At 70.7% G+C, this 3,678-nt stretch carries 1 protein-coding gene; it reads left to right on the top strand.

Annotation, left to right across the window (positions count from 1 at the left end):
• On the top strand, positions 1-3,678 hold a 3,678-nt coding region (locus ACFVIM_RS33920; RefSeq protein WP_384309877.1), incomplete at both ends, for an amino acid adenylation domain-containing protein.

The raw sequence follows: 3,678 nt of genomic DNA, 5'->3' as shown, positions 1-3,678 counted from the left end.
ACCGACCTCTACACCCACCACACCGCCCAAAACCTCACCACCCGACTCCACAACATCCTCCACACCATCACCCAAAACCCCCACACCCACATCCACGACATCAATATCCTCACGGCCCGGGAACGCCGGGACATCGCACGCTGGAACAGCACCGACCAACCGCTTCCCGAGGCCGAGAGCACCATCCATCAGCTCTTCGCCGAACAGGTATCCCGGAATCCGTCCGCCGTCGCCGTCCGCGCCGAAAGCGAATTCCTCACCTACCGGGAACTCGATCTGCGCTCAAGCCGACTGGCGCGGGTCCTCATGGACGCCGGGGTGCGTCCCGAGGACACCGTAGGTGTGCTGCTGGAGCGGTCGGTGGATCTGCTGGTCTCATTGCTGGCGGTACTCAAGGCGGGGGCGGCGTATCTGCCGCTCGACCGGCGGGATCCGGCGTCACGTACCCGGATCCTCCTTGACGAGACCGGGGCCCGGGTGGTGCTGACGGACGAGTCGGCGCTCATGGACGAGTCGGTACCGGTGGACCAGGGCCACGACCAAGACCAGAGCCAAAGCCAGGATCAAGACCAGGACCACGGGCGGCTGGCGGGCCAGGGGCGGCTTCCCGGCCGCACAGCACGGGCGGGCCGCGCCGCGGACGGGTCCGGCGGGGATCCGGCCGGCATCCGGTGGATCGTGGTCGGCGAGGCACTTGGCGCGCTCGCGGACCACGAGGCCGAAGACGTTCTCGTACCAGGGGACCCCCGACACCTCGCCTATGTCATGCACACATCCGGGTCGACCGGGCGCCCCAAGGGAGTCGCGGTTCCTCATGCCGCCGTCATCCAGCTCGCCCACGACCGCTGCTGGCGCGGCGGCAACCACGCCCGGGTGCTCTTCCACTCCCGTCACTCCTTCGACGCCGCCACCTATGAGATCTGGGTACCCCTGCTCTCCGGCGGTGAGGTCGTCATCGCTCCCCCGGGCATCCTCGACCCGCCCACGATCGAGCGGATCACCCGGCGGGACGGGGTCACGGCCCTCTGGCTGACGGCGGGCTTCTTCCATGTCGTCGCGCGTGAGGACCCGGGCTGTCTGGCCGCGCTGAAGGAACTCTGGGTGGGCGGTGATGTCGTCGACCCGCAGGCCATCGCCCAGGTCAGGGCCGTCTGTCCGGAACTGGTCATCGTGGACGGATACGGTCCGACCGAGACCACCACCTTCGCCACCCACTACCGGGTTCCCCCACGCGGGCGCGAGCAGCCTACGGTGCCGATCGGGCGGCCCCTGGACAACACAGGCGTCCATGTCCTGGACGAGCGGCTCCGGCCGGTGCCGCCGGGGGTCGCGGGTGAGCTGTACATCGCCGGGGACGGGCTCGCCCGGGGCTACCTCCACCAGCCCGGACTCACCGCGGAACGGTTCACCGCCAACCCCTACGGACCCCCCGGCAGCCGCATGTACCGCACCGGAGACCTCGCCCGCTGGAACCACGACGGCACCCTCACCTACCTCGGCCGCACCGACCACCAAGTCAAAATCCGAGGCTTCCGCATCGAACTCGGCGAAATCGAGACAGCACTCACCCAACACCCCCAGATCTCCCACGCCGCCGCGCACGCCCACACCGACCCCACCACCCACACCACCCACCTCACCGCCTACCTCGTCCCAGCCGATCCCGACACCACCCCCGACACCACCGACATCCGCGACCACCTCAAGACGTCACTCCCCGACCACATGATCCCGGCGGCGTTCGTCAGCCTCACCGAGCTGCCCCTCACCACCAGCGGAAAACTCGACCGCCAAGCCCTCCCCACACCCGACTTCACCACCCACACCACCAACCGCCCACCCCGCACCCGAGTGGAACGGATCCTCGCCGAGCTGTTCGCCGAGACCCTTCGCCTCCCCGGCGTCGGCATCGACGACGGGTTCTTCGCGCTCGGCGGCGACAGCATCGTCTCCATCCAGTTGGTCAGCCGTGCCCGCGAGGCGGGGCTGGTGATCACTCCTCGCGATGTCTTCCAGCACCAGTCCATCGCCGCCCTCGCGGCTGTCGTCCGCGAGGCACCCACCGCCGGTACCCGACGGGAGGCGGCGGTCGGCGGTATCGGTGACATGCCGCTGACGCCGGTGATGCGCGCGTACGGCGTCGAGGGGCCCGGATTCGACGGGTTCCATCAGTCGGTCCTGCTGCGCGCTCCCGCCGGGGCCACCCTCGACCAGCTCACCTCCACCCTCCAGGCGCTCCTCGACCGCCACGACATGCTGCGGTCACGACTGGTCCGTACGGAGTCCGGCTGGGTGCTGCGGACCGTCGAACCGGGCGAACCGGCGGCCCACACCGTCCTGCGCCGTGCCGCGTACACGCCCGGTCGGGACGACGGCGCCCTGTCCCCCTCCGCGCTCCTCGACGCCGCGGCCGAGGAGTGGGGCGCGCTCGCTCCCACCGAAGGGGTCATGGCGCGGGCCGTCTGGTTCGACGCGGGCCCCACCGTGCCCGGCCGACTGCTGCTGATGCTGCACCACCTCGTCGTGGACGGGGTCTCCTGGCGGGTGCTGCTGGCCGATCTCGCATCCGTGTGGCGCGCGGTCATCACCGGCGTACGGCCCGAACTCCCGCCGGTCGCCACCTCCTTCCGGTACTGGGCCCGGCTGCTCGCCGAGGCCGCGTCCGAATCCGTCCGGACCCGGGAGCTGGAGGTGTGGACGGGGCTGCTCCAGCGGTCCGAACCGCCGTGGGGAGGGCGTCCGCTGGATCCCGTACGGGACACCCTGGGAGCCTCCGCCACCCGGTCCTGGACGGTCGGGCCGGAGCTGACCCGCACCCTGCTCACCGGCCTTCCGGCCCGCTACCAGTGTGGCGTCAACGATGTTCTCCTCACCGCCCTGGCCGCCGCCCATCAGCGGTGGAGCGCCGAACGTGGCGACGCTCCCGACGGCTCCCTCCTGATCGACCTCGAAGGCCATGGACGCCAGGACCTCGTCGACGGCGTCGACCTCTCCCGTACGGTGGGCTGGTTCACCACCGTGCGTCCGCAGCTCCTGACGGCGGGTACGGATCGGCTGACCGGCCCCGGCGCGGGCGCGGCCATCAAGAGGATCAAGGAACAGCTCCGCGCCGTCCCGGACGACGGCATCGGCTACGGGCTGCTGCGCCATCTCAACCCCGGTACGGCCGAGCGGCTGGCCCGGCTGCCCCGTCCGCAGATCGCCTTCAACTACCTGGGGCGCTTTCCCGCTCCGCACGACGCCGACTGGGCTCCCATGGCGGAGGGCGACGCCCTGGCGGGGTCCGGGCACCCGGAGCTGCCGCTGACCCACGCCCTCACCGTCAACGCCATCACCCGGGACGCCGCCGAGGGGCCGTCGCTGGCGATCAGCTGTGTGCGGGCGGAGGGTCTGCTCACGGACGAGGACGTCAGCCGTCTGGCCGAGCTGTGGATCCTGGCCCTGGGCGAGCTGGCCGAGCACGGCATGGCGGGCGAGGGTGGTGTGCTCACTCCCTCGGACCTCCCGCTCGTGGAGGTCGGTCAGGGCGAACTGGACACGATCGAGGCGGGGCTACGGGAGAGGGGCGTTCTCCCGGCGGACGTTCTGCCGTTGGCGCCGTTGCAGGAGGGGCTGCTGTTCCACGCCCTCTACGACGAGGAAGGACCCGACGTCTACATCGTCCAGGTCGCCCTCGAA

It is taken from the genome of Streptomyces sp. NPDC057638, from assembly GCF_042800315.1.
Taxonomy (GTDB): domain Bacteria; phylum Actinomycetota; class Actinomycetes; order Streptomycetales; family Streptomycetaceae; genus Streptomyces.
Note: the sequence above shows the minus strand (reverse complement) of the source record. Positions and strands in the feature narration are given on the sequence as shown.